Source organism: Burkholderia plantarii (assembly GCF_001411805.1).
Lineage (GTDB): Bacteria > Pseudomonadota > Gammaproteobacteria > Burkholderiales > Burkholderiaceae > Burkholderia > Burkholderia plantarii.
The window spans coordinates 1,810,688-1,827,173 of record NZ_CP007213.1 but is presented as its reverse complement, the minus strand read 5'-3'; the positions used below and the strand labels follow the sequence as shown (position 1 = coordinate 1,827,173).

The 16,486-nt window shown below is 66.8% G+C and carries 15 protein-coding genes and 1 pseudogene; 8 read left to right on the top strand and 8 right to left on the bottom strand.

What is annotated here, in order from left to right; genetic code table 11:
- Positions 1-29 precede the first annotated feature (29 nt).
- Positions 30-812 carry an AraC family transcriptional regulator gene (locus bpln_RS24940; protein WP_055140305.1) on the bottom strand — a complete coding sequence of 261 codons (783 nt, stop codon included), beginning with the start codon at positions 810-812 and terminating at the stop codon, positions 30-32.
- A gap of 102 nt (positions 813-914) precedes the next feature.
- Between bpln_RS24940 and bpln_RS24935 the strand changes: the two genes are divergently transcribed.
- Positions 915-1,574 (top strand): MSMEG_1061 family FMN-dependent PPOX-type flavoprotein, encoded by a 660-nt coding sequence (locus bpln_RS24935; RefSeq protein ID WP_055140304.1) that lies wholly within the window; start codon positions 915-917, stop codon positions 1,572-1,574.
- Between the two features lie 245 nt (positions 1,575-1,819).
- Here the strand turns inward: bpln_RS24935 and bpln_RS34450 are convergent, their stop codons facing one another.
- Positions 1,820-2,482 (bottom strand): Type 1 glutamine amidotransferase-like domain-containing protein, encoded by a 663-nt coding sequence (locus bpln_RS34450; RefSeq protein WP_082465424.1) that lies wholly within the window; start codon positions 2,480-2,482, stop codon positions 1,820-1,822.
- Between the two features lie 207 nt (positions 2,483-2,689).
- A complete protein-coding gene (locus bpln_RS24930; RefSeq protein WP_158512067.1) occupies positions 2,690-3,754 on the bottom strand; it encodes a retropepsin-like aspartic protease family protein in 1,065 nt (354 codons plus the stop codon).
- A 426-nt stretch (positions 3,755-4,180) separates the two neighbouring features.
- Here bpln_RS24930 and bpln_RS24925 point away from each other — a divergent pair, with 426 nt between their 5' ends.
- A complete protein-coding gene (locus tag bpln_RS24925) occupies positions 4,181-4,744 on the top strand; it encodes a GNAT family N-acetyltransferase (RefSeq protein ID WP_055141210.1) in 564 nt (187 codons plus the stop codon).
- Positions 4,745-5,105: 361 nt separating this feature from the next.
- Here bpln_RS24925 and bpln_RS34445 read toward each other — a convergent pair.
- The 3 genes and pseudogenes from bpln_RS34445 to bpln_RS24915 form a co-directional block, all read right to left on the bottom strand.
- Positions 5,106-5,613: pseudogene (locus tag bpln_RS34445) on the bottom strand (IS701 family transposase); the annotation flags it as partial.
- Between the two features lie 62 nt (positions 5,614-5,675).
- On the bottom strand, positions 5,676-8,354 hold the full coding sequence (locus bpln_RS37950; protein WP_055140302.1) for an ATP-dependent DNA helicase: 2,679 nt from the start codon (positions 8,352-8,354) through the stop codon (positions 5,676-5,678).
- Entirely contained in the window at positions 8,351-10,084 is a 1,734-nt protein-coding gene (locus tag bpln_RS24915) for a VRR-NUC domain-containing protein (protein ID WP_055140301.1), read from the bottom strand. The genes bpln_RS37950 and bpln_RS24915 overlap by 4 nt, the downstream gene beginning before the upstream one ends.
- Before the next feature lie 189 nt (positions 10,085-10,273).
- Here bpln_RS24915 and bpln_RS24910 point away from each other — a divergent pair, with 189 nt between their 5' ends.
- The 5 genes from bpln_RS24910 (at position 10,274) to bpln_RS24890 (ending at position 14,026) form a co-directional block, all read left to right on the top strand.
- Positions 10,274-10,612: an ArsR/SmtB family transcription factor gene (locus bpln_RS24910; protein WP_042627882.1), complete on the top strand. Its 339-nt coding sequence runs from the start codon at positions 10,274-10,276 to the stop codon at positions 10,610-10,612.
- Positions 10,612-11,646, top strand: a complete 1,035-nt coding sequence (gene arsB, locus bpln_RS24905) for an ACR3 family arsenite efflux transporter (RefSeq protein WP_055140300.1) — start codon at positions 10,612-10,614, stop codon at positions 11,644-11,646. The genes bpln_RS24910 and arsB overlap by 1 nt, the downstream gene beginning before the upstream one ends.
- 21 nt (positions 11,647-11,667) lie before the next feature.
- Complete coding sequence (gene arsC, locus bpln_RS24900) at positions 11,668-12,090, top strand: arsenate reductase (glutaredoxin) (RefSeq protein ID WP_055140299.1); 423 nt, start codon at positions 11,668-11,670, stop codon at positions 12,088-12,090.
- Positions 12,068-12,805: an arsenical resistance protein ArsH gene (gene arsH / locus bpln_RS24895; RefSeq protein WP_167352317.1), complete on the top strand. Its 738-nt coding sequence runs from the start codon at positions 12,068-12,070 to the stop codon at positions 12,803-12,805. Before arsC ends, arsH begins: the two co-directional genes overlap by 23 nt.
- Positions 12,806-13,045: 240 nt before the next feature.
- The gene (locus tag bpln_RS24890) at positions 13,046-14,026 is read left to right on the top strand and encodes an alpha/beta hydrolase (RefSeq protein WP_055140297.1); all 981 of its coding nucleotides are present in this window, start codon (positions 13,046-13,048) and stop codon (positions 14,024-14,026) included.
- 15 nt (positions 14,027-14,041) lie between these two features.
- Here the strand turns inward: bpln_RS24890 and cobF are convergent, their stop codons facing one another.
- A complete protein-coding gene (cobF, locus tag bpln_RS24885) occupies positions 14,042-14,815 on the bottom strand; it encodes a precorrin-6A synthase (deacetylating) (RefSeq protein ID WP_055140296.1) in 774 nt (257 codons plus the stop codon).
- A 205-nt stretch (positions 14,816-15,020) separates the two neighbouring features.
- Between cobF and bpln_RS24880 the strand changes: the two genes are divergently transcribed.
- Complete coding sequence (locus tag bpln_RS24880) at positions 15,021-15,581, top strand: hypothetical protein (RefSeq protein ID WP_123863753.1); 561 nt, start codon at positions 15,021-15,023, stop codon at positions 15,579-15,581.
- 33 nt (positions 15,582-15,614) lie between these two features.
- On the opposite strand, the gene bpln_RS24875 is transcribed toward bpln_RS24880, so the two are convergent.
- On the bottom strand, positions 15,615-16,412 hold the full coding sequence (locus bpln_RS24875; RefSeq protein WP_042627875.1) for an ROK family protein: 798 nt from the start codon (positions 16,410-16,412) through the stop codon (positions 15,615-15,617).
- Positions 16,413-16,486: the final 74 nt, after the last annotated feature.

Genomic DNA, 16,486 nt, shown 5'->3' with positions numbered 1-16,486 from the left:
CGGCTACAGCCCGTTTTTTGCAGGCGCGGTCAGGACTGAAGTCGAAGCCGGTAAGCAGCGGGGGTTTCAGCGAATGTGCGTCTGAACAAAGTGATGTAGGCACTGGCCGTCGAATAGCCCAGGTCGAGCGCTATCGCAGTGACCGGCATCCCGGCCGCGAGCATTTCGAGCGACCGCATCAATCTCGCCCGCTGGCGCCACGCCGTGAAATTGAACCCAGTTTCCGCGACGAATCGGCGGCTCAGCGTGCGTGAACTTACTGACGCCCACGTTGCCCAGCGCTTCAGATCACGGTCATCAGCTGGGTTGGCGATCAACGCCCTGGCTATCCGATGTAGACGCGGATCGCGCGGAAACGGCAGGCCCAGGGGTTCGATCGGGAGCGTCCGGATTTCGTCGAGGATGACTTCGGCCACGTGCGTCTTCTGCTCGTCGAGCGCAGCGATCGGCCATTGGCTCGCGCGCAGCACCGCCTCTCGAAGCAGCCCCGAGGTCCGCAGCGCGCAGGGCTGCTTGGGCAGGCTCCCGCACGCAGCCTCGGCGATGTATGCGCTCCAGCCATGGAATGGGCCGTGTGTCTTGCCGCCGTGTTTGTAGTGGGGAGGTATCCACACGGCATGGATCGCGGGAACAACCCATACGCCCTCGTCGAGCTCCACGGTCAGGAGGCCGCGAAGGGAGCCGAAGAGTTGTCCACGCGCATGTTGATGCGGCTCAGTGGCGTGCTCATCCTCGCCACGTCCAGCGACGACGAACACGACCGGCCCGGCCGAACTGTCGCGCGCGTTCGCATCGAAATTCAAGTGGCTCATGGCGGCATTTTAATACTGAATGGCTTGATCGCTTTACAGCCGCCACGAATTGACGTCTATCCTTCGCTAGCTACCCCAGAGACTACCCCTGGAGATTGACCGATGACCTCGAATGAGACCCGCAATGAGAGCCAAGGTGACCGGCGACCAGACTTGGACACGCTTTACGATCCGCCCGTCCAAAGGATCCAAAAAGCCGTGCTTGACCGCCTCATCGGGTGTCACATCGAATACCTGAAGGCGGCAACCTTCTTCTGCCTGGCCACCGGCAGCGAGCACGGACTCGACGCATCGCCGCGCGGCGGTCCGCCAGGTTTCGTCCGCGTGCTCGATAGCCGAACCGTGGCGTACGCCGACTGGCCTGGCAACAACCGGATCGAGTCACTGCGTAATCTCGAAAGCGACGGCCGCCTGGGGCTGATGTTTTTGTTTCCGGGCCTGGATATCTTCATGCGTATCAACGGGCGCGGCCGGATCTCGACCGAGCCCTCGCTGCTGGCGGCGCTCACGGAAGGCGAGCGCATCCCTAAGACGGCCACCGTGGTGACCATCGACGAGGTACTGATGCATTGCGGCAAGGCCATTAACCGAGCAAAGCTCTGGCAGGACGACTCCCGCATCTCCCCCCATGCTCTCCCGACGGTCGGGCAGATGCTCGCAGAACTGACCATGCTCGACGACGCGCAGGCCGGAATGACCGACGAACAGATTGAGCAAGTCAATGCTCATTACCAACATGGGATGCACAACGACCTCTACTGATCAGGTGCGGCCGTGGGCGTTGCAACAAGGCTAGCTCCAGGAGTCGGACCGATTCCCTCTCGCTTCAGCAGCGGGCGAGTGGCCGCTATTCGGCGCTCAATCCGGCACCCGACCGACTTCTCCTGGCCGCCTACAGACGGATGCGGCAGACGGCTACTGACCCATATATGACGTTCGATTTTCTACGAAGCGGACCTTCAGTAACCGAGCATAGGCCATCAACGCAGAATAGACGACCTCAATTCTTAAAGAGAGGTAGAACGAATCGCTTCCGAGTCGTATCGATGAACCTGTCCGAACAACTCGACTTCATTGCCGTCAATGACAATCCCCGAACCGTCGGGACACGCATAGAGGTCTGGGATAGTAGAAGACAACTTTGCCTGATCTCGGGTAACGCTTTCAGAGATGAAGTGCGGCCAAAAGTGGAAATCAACTAGGCCGAGTCCTACGTCATTCATCAATTGTTCGTCCCACACATCGCCGCACAGTAATGCTGAATTCACGCTTGGTGTCATCAAGATAGCACCCGCACTTACGCCGATCAGCACCCCTCCTTCGGATACGTACCGAGTCAGGAGCGGCAGGACGTTACGTCGCTGCAGCCACGACAAGAATGAGAATGTATTTCCGCCAGAGAGGTGAATCGCATCGCACGAGAGCAGAGTGGACCATTCTGCTTCCGATGTGCCTTGGCTTGGGTCCACGTACACTACCAAATTGGCGCCAATCGCGGCGTAGTAGTCCGCTTTGCGCCGGAAGTAAATGCGCTCTGGGTCCCCTGTCGCGGGGATATATCCAATCTTCGGCTGCGGTCGTCCGATCAGTCGTAGAAGACGCGCATCCATTTCTTCGTTAGCGGGAAAGTCCTGATCGCTATATAACGCTAGTTTTCGATAAGCGGACATGCGACTCTCAAATTCATTTCGAACAGGTTAGATTTTTCTACCGGATACGCGGAACGCTTACGAGACGAGAAATTGTCGCCTGTTCTGACGCCTCAGTCGAGCGTCGTTTGATGGCCGAATGCAGCCTACCATGAAGCAAACCGCGGGGCGAACGTCTTGCGCCCCGCAAGCGTGGTGGGAGGTCGTACAAGCCTACGATGTCGATACTCAGGAATGCTGCCGGATCGACCACTGCGTTGGTGTGAATGAGACTTCGAATCGCGAAAGAAACGATTGGCCCAGCAGGCCGTCGATACCCTGCCCGAACGGTGTCTTGGCCGCGGGGTCGACCGACACAGGCACGGCGGAAGCCTCCACCTTGCCGAGCGTGACGGAATTCGCTTGAGCGAGCAGGCCTTCACGCGATCCATTGGCGGTCTGCAGGTGAATATGCCGGGCCTGCGCGGTGTCGATCCGGGCTCGCCGCGCGAAGTCTCGGCTCGTCATGACATAACTCGCGCCGGTATCGACGATGAAGGTGCCCTCCACGCCATTGATGCGTGCATTGACTCGGATGGTGTTGCCGCTCGAGCGCGCGAAGCGCTCCTGCCCCGAGGCGTAGTTCGATGGACAGTTTGCCTGCGAGGCGTAACGGGCAATCCTATTCTTGGCTGCTGCGTTGTCGGCACGCTCGGGATCGGCCGATACCCACATCCGGATCGCGCTCACCGCATCGCAATACTGGCCGGCCTTGGCATGCAGATCGGCGATGCGGATGAACAGGTTGCTGGTGATCGACGCGCGGTTCGGCGACAAGGCCAGCACTTGCATGTAGTCGGCCAGCGCCGCGTCGTCCAGCTGGCCGACTTCGTAGGCACGGCCGCGATCGAAATAGTATTGCGGTTCGGTGGCATCGTTCGCGAGCAGGCGATTGGCGACCGCCACCGCACCTTTGGAGTCGCTGGCGGCAATCAGATCCTCGAGAGCCGCGCTCAGGAATCCGTCCGCCCTGCCGCATCGATCCACGAAGCCGACCAGCGCGTCCGCACTCTCGCGCCGGTAACCGAGCCGGTCGATCTGCGCGGCCATGCGGCCCATTGCATCGCGATTGCAGGCCTCGCGGCTCAGTTGAACCAGCGAGCGCCGAATCTCCGGCCTGGTCAAATCGGAAACACCGATACTCGACAGCCGGTACGCGTCCACAGCAGGTTTGATGTCATCGGGAACGCTTACCTTGACCTCGTCGCAAGCGGTTTGCGAGAGCAAGATCGCACAGAGCAAGAGTTCAGCCATCCCCGCTGGAATTCGCCGCATTTTTTTATTCTCTTCAGGTAAAGATCGAAATATTTGATGCCGAAAAAAATGGCATTCGATTTTTGCAAAATCCTAACACGTCATTCCAGATATCAACGCGACATGACGAAGGATCAAGGGCGGGATTGAGCGCATGGAACAGCCGCAACCGATCGAACCCGGACGACCGCTGCCGTGCGGTTCGTCGGCACGTCGACCTCGTGTGGCGGTGCCGCCCAGCACCGGACCCAGGCTGTGCATGGCACCAGCCTCCGCACTCGCGCACCGCGACCCGCGCCCGAGCGGCAGCCCGTCAACAGAGCGGCCTAGGAGACGGGCGTCCAGCAACACGCTGGTCACGATCAATCGCTGCCGGTGAGCCCTGCAATGCGGCAGAATGCAGAAGTCGCCTTCCAGAGCCTCCCTATGCCTCGCATCGACCTTCCTCTTATTACCAGCCCCTACGACGAAGGCTTCGTTGACACGATAGCTGCCATCCAAACCGTCAGCTGGCAGCACGCGTATGCCGGGCTGCTACCGGCCGACTACTTGATGCATCGGGCTCCGACCGAGCGTCGCGTCACGTGGCGGGCCCGCCTGCTCGAAGGTGCCGACGGACCGCTGGAGATCTCGCTCGGCCGCGTCGATGGCACGCCTGCGGGCTTCAGCTGTCTCAGGCCCGCGTCGGAACCGGAATACGGCGTCTACCTCGACAACCTACACGTCCTTCCCGCGTTCCAGGGCTGCGGCCTTGGCAAGCGACTGCTTGCACAGTGCGCCGCCCGCGCGATCGAAGGCTGGCCAGGGCGGCCGCTTTACCTTTACGTGCTCGATGGCAACACGCAGGCGCGAGAGTTCTACCGGCGTATCAGCGGCAACGAGTCGGCCCCATTCACCGACACCTTTCCCGGCGCGAACGTCATCCTGCCGATACGACGCGTTACGTGGACCGATCTACCGGCGCTAATCGCACGATTGGCTCCGCATTAGACACAGGTCCAGCCTAGCGCAGCCAGCGGCGGGCCGCTCCCCGACGAGCAGTCGAGGGCCGAGCACGTTTGCAGACGAGCTATTGCCTGTAAGCACCGGTATCGCCTAACCGTGCGGTCCGTCGTCGTATTTGTCCGCAGCCCATCCGCGAGGCGCACGACGATCGGTCCCACCAACCGTCCAGGCACCCTGTGGTTTCCAATATGGTCTTCGCCAGCCTGCATCGTGGTCACCTTGCCGACCGCCCACACGTCCGACGTCCCCTCGTTTTCAGTAGCGCCCGGCTTTAGAATCCTGGGTTGATGTCTTGGCTTTTGCCGCCAGTCGGCGAGCGTAGGTCGCAGGCGTCAGACCGCCCAGCGATTTCTTCGGGCACGCCTGCTTTCCGTCGTCGCGCGGGAGCATCGCTCCATTCACGCGGCAGATACAGTCGATACGACACCGGTAGGCTTGCGTCTTCCGTCGCCACTGGCAGGCTCACCGCAATCTGGCAGTTGTCCTGCTGGCCCAACTGACCGCAGAATTGACGCGCCACGCCGACCGAATGCTTGCCCTTCTTGGGAAATCCAGTGTCGTCAAGGATCCGGTACAACCCGCCAGCGGGGTCCATGTGCGGCAGTACCCAGCGCCGCACCTGCTCGAGCAGCGCCGTATCAGACCATTCCGACTTCGCCACGAAATGATGCTGCGACTGGTGCCGTGCGCTTACCTGCTCCGGTTCCAGATGTGCCGCCAATGGCTCGATGCTCTTGCGCCGAAATGGCAGCATCAGCCCTTGGCAATAGCCCTTCAAGCCTGATGCGCGATCGTGATGCCCAAGCGCTTCGCACAAATGCCAGATACCGCTCGAACGACGTCTCCCAGTTCATCATTGCTCGCGCCATGGATGCAGAAGTTTCTGTCATGGTAGGAATTTATTGACACAGTAAGACTACCCCTCGATCCGCCACCACCTCGGCAGCAGCCGCTGCACCTCACGGCGCCGGTACCGGTCGTCGATCAGATGCACGACGCCCTCGTCGTGTTCGGTGCGGATCACGCGCCCGGCGGCCTGCACCACCTTCTGCATGCCCGGGAACAGGTACATGTAGTCGTAGCCGCTGCCGAAACGCGCGTCGAGCGCGCGACGCATCTGTTCGTTGACGTCGTTGACCTGCGGCAGCCCGAGCGTGGCGATGAACGCGCCGATCAGCCGGTCGCCGGCCAGATCGATGCCCTCGGCGAACGCGCCGCCGAGCACGGCAAAGCCCACGCCGCGGCCGCCGTCGCGAAAGCGTGCGAGGAACGCGTCGCGCGCGGCCTCGTCCATGCCGCGTTCCTGCGCCCAGACGGGCACCTCGGGGTGCCGCTCGCGCATCAGTTCCACGATGCGCCGCAGGTAATCGAAGCTGCTCAGGAAGCCGAGGTAGTTGCCGGGCCGCCGCGCGTACTGCGTCGCGATCAGTTCGACGATCGGCGCCAGCGACCCCTCGCGGTCGCGCCAGCGCGTCGAGACGTGGCTGGCCACGTGGACCTGCAACTGCGAGGCGCGAAACGGCCCGTCGACGTCGAGCGCGGGCGTGCCGTCCGGCAGCCCGAGCGTGTCGCGATAGAAATGGAACGGGCTCAGCGTGCCGGAGAACAGCACGGTGGCGCGCGCGAACGCATGGCGCGGCGCGAGGAAATCGGCGGGAATCACGTTGCGCACGCACAGCACCGACTTCGCGCGCCCGCCGCGCGAGCCGCGCACGCGCGCCGCTTCGCCCGCCACGCGCGTGATGTCGAAGATCGAATGCGTGTCGAACTGCTCGGCCAGGTTCACGAAATGCATCGCGTCGAACGCGAACTGCAGCACCTGCGGCTCGATCGACAGCGGCACGTCGGCCAGCAGTTCGCTGACGCGGCCGATGAAGCGCTGCGCGGCCAGCAGCAGCGCCGACGGCACCGTGGCCTGCACCACGTAGTCCTGTTCCAGCTCGCGGTTCAGCGCGTTCCATTCGCGATTGAGCCGCTCCAGCGGCGCGGCGAGCGCGGGCGTCGCGCGCCGCTTCGCGTCGGCCAGCACGAACTGGTCGAGCGTCGCGCTGTACATGCCCCGCGCGCGGTCGAGCAGGTTGTGGGCCTCGTCGACGAGCACGCCGATCCGCCACTGGTTCTGCACCGCGAGCGAATGCAGCAGCGCGCTGCCGTCGTAGTAGTAGTTGTAGTCGCCGACGATCACGTCGGCCCAGCGCGCCAGCTCCTGCGCGAGATAGTACGGGCAGATCTCGTGCGCGAGCGCCACCTCGCGCACCGTGGCGCGGTCGAGCCTGAGACGCGCGAGCGCCACGGCGCGAGCGGCGTCGAGCCGATCGTAGAAGCCGCGCGCGAGCGGACACGATTCGCCGTGACAGGCGCGGTCCGGATGCTCGCAGGCCTTGTCGCGCGCGACGAGTTCGAGCGTGCGCAGGGGCAGCGCGGTGGCGGTGGTGGCGGAATCGATCGCTGGAGCACGGGTGCCGGCAGCCGCGGAACTTGCGGCGGGAGGAACCGGCCGGTCGCGAGCGACCGGGGTGGAGGCGGCTCGATCGGCGATCGCGGCGTTCGAGCCGCCGGCGCCGCCGGCTGCAATCGAAGCATCGTCGGTGACGGCGACTGCGGCCACACCGCCGTCATCGTCCGGCGCGACGCCGGAAACGGCATCGGTGACGACAGCCGGGACCGCCTGCGAAGGCGTCCCCCGCGCATCGCCCACGCAGGCCGCCAAGACCACGCCCGGCGCCGCCTCTTCCGTGGCCTTCTCGGCGGCGGCGCGAATCGCGGTCGCGTCATCGGACGAGCCGGCGACAGCCTGCCCGTCGCCCCCCGCCGTTTCCGCATGCGCGCCGCGCAGCAAGTCGAGCGCATCGAGCGCGAGCGCGCGGCCCGGCGTCTTCGCGGTCAGGAACAGCACGCGGTCGAGATAGCCGTCCCCGCAGGCGCGCAGCATCGGAAACAGCGTGCCGACCGTCTTGCCGATCCCGGTCGGCGCCTGCGCGAGCAGCGCGCGGCCGTCACGCGCGGCGCGATAGACGTCGGCGGCCAGCGCGCGCTGCCCGCTGCGAAACGCGCCGTGCGGAAACGGCAGCACCCGCAGCGCGGCGTCGCGTGCCGCGCGGTGCGCCGTCTCGCGTGCCGCGAACGCGGCGAAGCGCTCGCATTGCGACTCGAACCAGTCGCGCAGCGATTCGGCGCTGTGCGTCTCGGTCAACACCGATTCCTGGTGCGAATCGACGTCGAAATAGACGATCGCCACGGTCAGGTTCGCGAGGTCGCGCAGCTTGCAGAGCAGGTGCCCGTACACGCGCGCCTGCGCCCAGTGCAGCGCGCGATGGTTGGCGGGCATGCGGTTCAGGTCGCCGCGATAGGTCTTGATTTCCTCGATGCGGTTCAGCGCCGGATCGTAGCCGTCGGCACGGCCGCGCACCGTCACGTTGCCGTGCTCGCCCGTCAGCACGATCTCGCGCTCGTAGCCGTCGTCGCGCCGCGAGGTGACGATGCCGTGGCCGATGATCCCCTCCTGCGCCGACGGCGCCGGCGTGAAGCGCAGGTCGAGATCGCCGTGCTTCGCGGTGAACTCGCACATCGCGCGCACGGCCACGGTGTAGTTCATGCGCCCGGCTCCGCCAGCCCTGCTGCAGCGGCAGCGGCAGCGTCCATCCGCGCCCCCGCATGCGAGGCCGGCACGATCTGCGCCGCCCATTCGACGTCGATCACGCGCACCGGCATGCCGTGCCCGACGCAGTAGTCGAGCCAGCGGATCTGGTTGTCCTGCAGGCGGTCGCCCGGCCCCTTCACCTCGATCAGTTCGTAGCGGCGCTCGGCCGGCCAGAAGCGGATCAGGTCCGGCAGCCCCGAGCGGTTGCCGCGCGGATCGTCGAGCAGGCGCTCGAAGCAGCGCCGCAGATGCACGGGATCGATGCAGTCGAGCGCCAGCGTGAGCAGCGCGTCGTCGAGCGCGCCCCAGAACACGAACGGCGACTGGAGGCCCGCCTTCTCCGCATGGCGGCGCAGCACCGTCTCGCGCCAGGCGTCCGACTCGAGCTGCGCGAGGCAGGCGTCGAAACGCGCCGCGCGACGCGCGCGGAAGTCGGGCGCGTGCAGGTCGGCCGGGCCGCGCTGGAACGGGTGGAAGAACGCGCCGGGCACGGCCGCGAACACGGCGTCCCAGCACAGCAGGCCGAACAGCGAATTGATCAGCGTGTTCTCGACGTAATAGACGATCGCGCCATCGCCCGACAGATGCATGCCCACCGCCGTCTCGACCGAATGCGGCACGCGCGGCACCGCGAGCACCAGCGTCTCGCGCGCCACCAGCACGGCGCCCGCGGCTCGCGCGACGGGCCGGCCCGCGCGCCGGAGCAGGCGCGGCAGCATGCGCGCCACGCGCTGGCGCTCCTCCTCGCTCTCCGGCTGCGCCGAGGCCGCCTCGGCCAGCGCGAGCGCGTCGGCGTCGCACCCGCAGCGCTCCAGCACGCGGATGCGGCGGTGCCGGCTGCCGGGCCAGCCGCTCGCCGCATAGGCGGCCAGCGCGCCGGGCCAGTCGGCGCGCCGCTCGCAGGCGTTGCCGATGCCGTGCAGCAGCTTGGCGCGGCGCATCTCGAGCCAGCCCTGCCCGCACGCCACGGCGCCCACCTCGGCCGTCAGCGCGTCGAGCGGCGCGTCGTCGGGCCAGGCGGCCAGCGCCTCGCGGCAGACGAACAGCGCGAGATACGCATCCACGTCGGCGCGCTGCTGGAACGCGCGCGAGGACGGCGCGATGTCCACCCGCTCGTACTGGAACACGCCGAGATCGGCGAGCACGAACTCGGACCAGTCCTGATGCAGGTTGCCGAAGAACATCAGCCGCAGCCGCTCGCACAGCGCGCCGATGCGGACCTCGAACACGTTGTCGCCGGTGGCCGGCAGCCAGGCCTCGAACGGCTGCTCGAGCGCGTGGCCGGCCTCGGCGCGCAGCGCGTCGAGCCAGTCGGCCTTGCGCGCGCCCTTCGGCGCCGCGAAGCGCTGCGCCAGTTCCGGGCGCGTGGCCAGCGCGAACACGGCGTCGAGCGCCAGCGCCGGCGCCGCGTCGATCCAGCCCAGCGCCACCAGCGGCGCGGCGGCCGCGGCCGTGTCGCCGATCTCGTCATAGGCGAGCTTGCTGCGCCGGAACCACGGCCCGCTGCGCATCAGCATCCGCACCAGCAGCGCGCGCGAGGCGCGCGGCAAGCCGGCGAACTCGCGCAGGAATGCCTGCTCGGCCAGGTCGAGCAGGTCGTCGTAACGCCCGGCGATCCAGGCGAGCGCGCGCTCGAAGTTGTCGAGGTAATAGAAGGCGTAGGGAGCGGGAACGGCGGGCGGCACGGAAATGGTCGGAAGCTGTACGTTTGTACAGGGATGAATGATAGCGCATGTGCCGCGGGTGTCGGCAAGCGCCGCGGCCGTGAAGCCGCGTTCGCCTGCCTCGATGCGAAAACCGTCCGCTCTGCCGCGAACGTGGGATTTTTCAAGCCGGCCTTTCGCTCGTTTCAACATTTCGATTATCATCGAAACATGGAAATGAACTCCGCCGTCCGCGCGCTTGGCGCCCTCGCTCAGGTTTCACGGCTGGGCATCTTTCGTCTGCTCGTGGAAGCCGGCCCCGCTGGCCTGGCCGCCGGGCAGATCGGCGAGCGCCTCGAGATCGCGCCATCGTCGCTGTCCTTTCACATGAAGGAACTCAGCCACGCCGGGCTGGCGAGCGTCCGGCAGCAGGGCCGGTTCATGATCTATTCCGCGAACTTCAGCGTCATGAACGACTTGCTCGGCTTCCTGACCGAGAACTGCTGCGCGGGCAATCCTTGCCTGCCGGCAGCGGGCGGCTGCGCGACGCCTGACGAGGGAGCCGCGTGATGGGCAAGCCCGCGATCAACCGTTTCGAACGCTATCTCACGGTGTGGGTCGCCTTGTGCATCCTCGCCGGCATCGGACTCGGCCAGATGATGCCCGGCGTGTTCCAGTCGATCGGCCGCCTCGAATACGCGCGGGTGAACGTGCCGGTCGGGCTGCTGATCTGGGTGATGATCATTCCGATGCTGGTCAAGGTCGATTTCGGCGCCTTGCACGAGGTACGCCGGCACGTCAAGGGCATCGGCGTGACCCTGATCGTCAACTGGCTGGTCAAGCCGTTCTCGATGGCGCTGCTCGGATGGCTGTTCATCCGGCATCTCTTCGCGCCGATGCTGCCGGCCGATCAGCTCGACAGCTACGTCGCCGGCTTGATACTGCTGGCCGCGGCGCCCTGTACCGCGATGGTGTTCGTCTGGAGCCGGCTGACGGGCGGCGACCCGCTGTTCACGCTCTCGCAGGTCGCGTTGAACGACGGCATCATGGTGTTCGCGTTCGCGCCGCTGGTCGGCCTGCTGCTGGGGATGTCGGCGATCACGGTGCCGTGGGCGACGCTACTGACCTCGGTGGCGCTCTACATCGTGATCCCGGTGATCCTCGCGCAGTGCTGGCGGCGAATGCTGCTGGCCAACGGACCAGCCGCCTTCGATGCCGCCATGACGAGAATCGGCCCCTGGTCGATCGTGGCGCTGCTGGCTACCCTGGTCCTGCTGTTCGCATTCCAGGGCGAGGCGATTCTCCGCCAGCCGCTGGTCATCGCCCTGCTGGCGGTGCCGATCCTGATCCAGGTGTTCTTCAATGCCGCGCTTGCCTACTGGCTCAACCGGGCCGTGGGAGAAAAGCACAGCGTGGCGTGCCCGTCCGCCCTGATCGGCGCATCAAACTTCTTCGAACTCGCCGTGGCCGCCGCCATCGGCCTGTTCGGCTTCCACTCGGGCGCGGCCCTGGCAACCGTGGTGGGCGTGCTGATCGAGGTGCCCGTCATGCTGCTGGTGGTGCGCATCGTCAATCAATCGAAGGCCTGGTATGAACGCGCCTGACCACGCCGGGAATCTCACGACATGACCGATATCACGATCTACCACAACCCGGATTGCGGCACCTCGCGCAATGCCCTGGCCATGATCCGCAACGCCGGCGTCGAACCGCACGTGGTGCGCTATCTCGAGACACCGCCGAGTCGCGACGAACTGCTTGCGCTGGTCGCCGCCATGAACGTGCCGGTGCGCGACGTGCTCCGGCGCAAGGGCACGCCGTATGACGCGCTGGATCTCGACAACGTGAAGTGGACCGATGCGGAACTGATCGACTTCATGATCACCCACCCGATTCTCATCAACCGGCCGATCGTGCAGACGCCGATCGGTACGCGGCTTTGCCGTCCCTCGGAAGCGGTCCTCGCGCTCCTGCCGACCCCGCAGGCGGCCCCGTTCACCAAGGAAGACGGCGAAGTCGTGATCGATGCGCGGGGCAAGCATGCCTGAGCCCACCCACGACCTGCCGCAGGTGGACAGCGCCTGTTTCCAGGTTCCCGACCCGGCCCGCCTGTCGAACCGTTCCCCGTCCTCGCATGCGCCACGCATCCTGTTGCTCTACGGCTCGGTCCGCGAGCGCTCGTTCAGCCGCCTGCTGACGCGGGAAGCGGCGCGCCTGCTGGCGGCAATGGGCGCCGAGCCGCGCATCTTCGATCCGGGCGGCCTGCCCCTGCCCGACGACGCGCCCGAGACCCATCCGAAGGTGGCCGAGCTCCGCGAACTGGTGCAGTGGTCGGAGGGCATGGTGTGGTGTTCCCCGGAGCGCCACGGCGCGATGACGGGCATCATGAAGGCGCAGATCGACTGGATTCCGCTGTCGATCGGCGCCGTGCGTCCGACCCAGGGCAAAACGCTGGCCGTGATGCAGGTCAGCGGCGGCTCCCAGTCGTTCAACGCGGTCAACCAGATGCGTATCCTGGGCCGCTGGATGCGGATGCTGACCATCCCGAACCAGTCGTCGGTGGCCAAGGCGTTCATGGAATTCGACGAGCGCGACCGGATGAGGCCGTCGGCGTATTTCGACCGGGTCGTCGACGTGATGGAGGAGCTCGTGAAGTTCACGTTCCTGACGCGAGATACCGGCGCGTACTTGCTCGACCGCTACAGCGAGCGCAAGGAAAGCGCGGAGGCACTGTCGAAACGCGTGAACCAGCGTGGGATCTGAAGCCGGATGCCAGGGCCGGTCGTGCCGCCGTTCGCGCCACGGCGAGAGCCCGCTCGCACGGAATGCGTGATCGACGTGCCGGGTGGCCGGCATGGCCGTTCTCCCCGATTGACACGGCCCGGGAGAACCAGGCGAATCACTTGCTGGCGATCATTTATACATTACGTCACAACCCCGACCGCCTCGATGCGGTTAAATGCAAGCCTGACGCCATCGCTTCATCGCGCCCCTTCCCCAGATATGGACGACACCCGCCGCAATCTGCTCGGCGCCGCCGTGGGCGGCACGCTCGGCGCGCTGCTGCCGGCCGCCGCGCGCGCCCAGGAACCCGCGAAGGAACCGGCCACGGCCGCGCCGCCGCGCCTGCTGCCCGACGAGGCAATCCGGCTGTGGCGCGACCTGCCGCCCGACCCGCTGCCCGACATGAACCTCGACGGCGAGCGCGTGATCCGGCGCGGCGCCGTGATCGGCGTGGTCGCGCCGCGCCTGCACGTGTACCGGCCCGCCACGCCGAACGGCGCGGCCGCGCTGGTGATCGCGGGCGGCGGCTACGAATGCGTGGAGCTGGCCCATGAAAGCGGCCCGGTCTGCCGCTGGCTCGCCTCGCTCGGCGTGACCGCCTACGAACTCGTCTACCGGCTGCCGGAGCAGGGCTGGCAGCGCGGCGCGCCGCTGCAGGACGGCCAGCGCGCGATGCGCGTGATCCGCTCGCGCGCGCAGCGCGACGGCATCGATCCGGCGCGCATCGCGATCCTGGGCTTCTCGGCGGGCGGCCACCTGGCCGGCATGACCGCGTTCGATCCGAACGCGCGGCGCTATCCCGAGACGGACGGCGCGGACCGGCTCTCGGCGCGCCCGAATCTCGCCGCGCTGATGTATCCGGTGCTGACGCTGCTGCCGCCGTTCGACCACACGCGCTCGCACCGCCACCTGCTCGGCGACGCGCCGTCGACGGGCGCCGCCGAGGCGCTCTCGCCGGTGCTGCGGATCGACGCCAACGCGCCGCGCACGTTCCTCGCGCAGGCGCTCGACGATCCGATCGTGCCGGTGGACAACGTGCTGCTCGCGCATACCGCGCTGCGCAACGCGCGCGTGCCGGCCGCGCTGCACGTCTACCAGTCGGGCGGGCACGGCTGGTCGCTCGGGGTGCCGGACAGCGAGCCGGCCTCCTGGCCGAAGCTGTTCGCGCGCTGGGCGCGCACCAACCGCTGGTTCGGTTGAGGGCGCGATGCCGGCTCAGCCGTTGCCGCGCGCGCGCTTCCTGAGCAGATAGGTATCCATGATCCAGCCGTGCCGCTCACGCGCCTCGGCGCGCACCCGCACGATCTCGTCGCGCACCTCGTCGAGCGGACCGGATATCAGGATCTCGTCGGGCGTACCGACGTAGGCGCCCCAGAAGATCTCGAGATCGCCGCCGTCCAGGCGCGTGAACGCGTTCCGCGCGTCCAGCATCACGACCACGCTGTCCGCCCGCGCGGGGAAACCGGCCTCGGCGAGCCCGCGGCCGTTGGTGACCTCGAACGCGCGGCCGATCGCGTTGAGCGGCACGCGATGCTGCGCCGCGAGCGCCTGCACGCTGCTGATGCCGGGGATCACCTCGTAGTCGAAGCCAGGCCGGCCATCGGCGAGGATCGCGTCGAGGATGCGCAGCGTGCTGTCGTAGAGCGCGGGATCGCCCCACACGAGGAACGCGCCGCATTCTCCGTCGCGCAGTTCGTCGGCGATCAGCCGCTCGAACACGGCCTGCTTGTCGCGGTTCAGCGTCTCGACGGCGCCCACGTAGCTGGCGCCGTCGGGACCGCGCTCGGGGCTCGTGGCCTCGACCACGCGGTAGTTGCGCTCGGTCGCGTAGCGCTCGACGATCTCGCGGCGCAGCTCGATCAGCTTGCTCTTGGCCGCGCCCTTGTCCATCACGAAGAACACGTCGGCGCGGTTCAGCGCCTTGATGGCCTGCACGGTCAGGTAGTCGGGATTGCCGGCGCCGATGCCGATCACAAGAATGCGTTTCACGAACTGCTCCGATATCGCGGGACGACGAAACTGCGGAGTCTACCCGCTTTCGCCCGGCGCTCACCCCGGGAAACGCATGGCTATCAACGCTTTCCTCCACCGCGCGGCGCCGGCCGATCCTTCTGCTATCATCCGCCGCGCTGTAATCCATGTAAGAAAACGGGAGCCTCGGGATCGAGGCAGACATCACCGAATCAAGACCACCATGAAAACAATAATGATTTCCGCGGGGCTGGGCCTCGTCACCCTGTTGCAGGGATGCGCCACCATGATGCCCGGCATGCAGGCCTATGACGGACCGGCGCGCCCGGCCTCCGAAGTGGCGACGCTGCTGCCGGACCCGACCCAGGCGCAGGCGGTGCGCTCCGGCACCCTGATGATCCAGTTGGTCACCAGCATCAAGCAGGTCGACGACAGCAGCTGGCTGTTCGGCTTCCCGTCGAAGGTCGACGCGTTGCCGGGCAAGCACACCATCACCGCGCATTGCGGCAACGGCGACGTCGCCGTCGATTCCTCGGTGTCGCCGCTCGGCCGCGCCTTCGTGCGGGGATGGATCAACATGGGACACATGTCGTTCTCGGCCGAGCCGGCGACCACGGCCGACCTCGAGGCGGGACACTCATACACCGTGGCCTGCTACCCGGCGCCTTACTCGTTCGTCGACGACAAGGCGCGCGTGGTGGTGCGCGTCCTCGACAACGGCCTGCGCCACGAGGCCGATCCGGCGCCGGCCATCCCCACGGCCGACGCCGCGAAGTCGCTGTAAATATCGCCCGGGAAGCCGGCGCGCCAGGGGCCGTCAGCCCCGCCGCGCTTCCCGCACCGAGCGCGGATGCCACAGCAGCGCCCCGCCCTCGATGCCGCGATCGTTCGGCACCGTCGCCACGTTCGGCGGCAGCGCCAGCTTCAGCCGGGCGGCATTGCCGCCGCCGATCCACAGCCTGTCGTAATGCACGAGCGATTCGAGGATGTCGATGACCTTCCCGACGCGCCGGCTCCAGCGCTTGTTGCCGGCCTTGCGGCGCGCCGCGTCGCCGATGTATTCGTCATACGCGTGCTTCTTGCTGACCGGATGATGCGCGAGCTCGAGATGCGGCATCAGCTCGCCGTCGCGGAACAGCGCCGTGCCGGCGCCGGTGCCGAGCGTCAGCACGAATTCGAGGCCGTGCCCCTCGATCGCGGCCAGGCCCTGCATCTCCGCGTCGTTGATCATGCGCACCGCGTCGATGCCGAGCCGCTCGCCGAGCATCGCCGCGAGCGGCACGTCGCGCCAGCCGTCCGGGCCGATGTGCGGCGCAGTCAGCACGCGGTTGTCGCGCACGAAGCCGGGAAAGCCGATCGACACGCGCGACGGCGCATGGCTCGCGATCAGCGGCGCGACGAGCGCGTGCAGCGTATCGACCAGCAGCCCCGGCGGGCACGGATGCGGCGTCTCCACGCGCACGCGCTTGCCGAGCATGTTCGCCCGGGTGTCGACGATGGCCGCCTTCAGCCCGCTGCCGCCGATGTCGATGGAGAGGATGCGCCCGCCGCCGCTGGAATCGGCCGCGTCGTTCGCGTCATGGGGTTTCGTGCTGGGTTTCTTGCTCGGTTTCATGAAGTTCGTCTCGTGGTTCGTCTGGTTCCGCCTGTCGCTACCATGCGCCGGCCGGCCGGCGATGCCGTGACCGG